The 1208-nt window shown below is 50.2% G+C and carries 1 protein-coding gene; it reads right to left on the minus strand.

The genetic code is table 11. The annotated features are described in order from the left end of the window. Positions 1-805 (minus strand): hypothetical protein (locus B0T39_RS24665; RefSeq protein ID WP_217806342.1); only part of this gene is annotated, 805 nt, incomplete at its 3' end. Positions 806-1208 lie beyond the last annotated feature (403 nt).

A 1208-nucleotide genomic window follows, 5' to 3' on the forward strand; every position in this document is an offset into this window, starting at 1 on the left:
TCTGCTCCATGCCGGGCCGGTAGCGAATCGGCTGGGAGAAGTCATCCTTTGCGATGTGGTCCATATGCCGGAACAAGCGCTCCATCCGCCCGCCTATCGTGCGCGACACAAAACGCAGCTGCCAGAGCAAAACACCACTCACCAACGCAAAAACCAATAAGCCCAAAGTGATGGATAGCCATGTTGTTCGATTTGCGTCACGCGTTAATACATCAACATTATTTTTTATCGCCTGTTGAGATAAAGCGTGCATTTCACCCAATGATTTCCTTATCCATGCCCACTCTATACGCTGCCATGCCGCATGGGCATCCCGAATATCCCCCTTTCCATTTGCAGCCACTTGAATCAATCTGCGCGCCGTAGCTATTTTTTCCGCACTCAGCTTATTCAAGTTTTCATGCAAGACTTTCAATCGATCCGCATCTTGCCCGCTCAAATTACCTTGATATACCCTTATTTCCTTCAAGCCAGCTTCCACTTGATTAATAGCCACCTCCGCATTAGCAAGCATTTTTGCTGGCGAAGACCGATCAATTAACTTTTTACCATGCTCATCGACTAGCTCAAGTTTCAATAACTGCTCTTCCGTCATCCACAGCATGGCTTCACGCCAAGCAGTCGATGCGTTCATTGATGCATCGGTTATCTTGGTTATTTTCGCCGCGTCCTCCAATAAAGTGCTTTGCATGAACTCCAGTTCGAGCTCCACCTTATTTTGGGCATATACAACTATAGAAACCAGCAAAGCCAAACTAAGCATAATGACGATTACCGCCGCCACAATCTTGTGCTTAAAGGTCATAAATCTTCTTCCAGCTAAAACCATGGGGAATTTAATCCCGTCGGTTTCTTCGCTTAACTAAATATCAAACACATCCATCACTAAGAGCTGCTAACAAAACCACGCAGAGAAGCTGAGCCAAGGCGCACCGACGCAGGCAGTACGAGTAGTACGACAAGGAGGTGCAACGCAGGATCAGGGGTTTTGTTAGCGGGTCTAAACCCATCAGTCAACAGCACAACTAGGTAGTAACGGTCTCTTTCCACTTAAAACGTTTCCCATTCTCCTTCCGCCTCGGCCACCGCCGGCTGTGAACTGAGGCGCGGACTCCCCGCCGCCGGCATCCCCAACGCCATCGCCGCACCTGCCGCCGACACGCTGAACCGGCCCGCCGCCGCAGACAGCCGCTCCGCTTGATCCTGCA

This window comes from Chromobacterium haemolyticum (assembly GCF_002081825.1).
GTDB classification, from domain to species: domain Bacteria; phylum Pseudomonadota; class Gammaproteobacteria; order Burkholderiales; family Chromobacteriaceae; genus Chromobacterium; species Chromobacterium fluminis.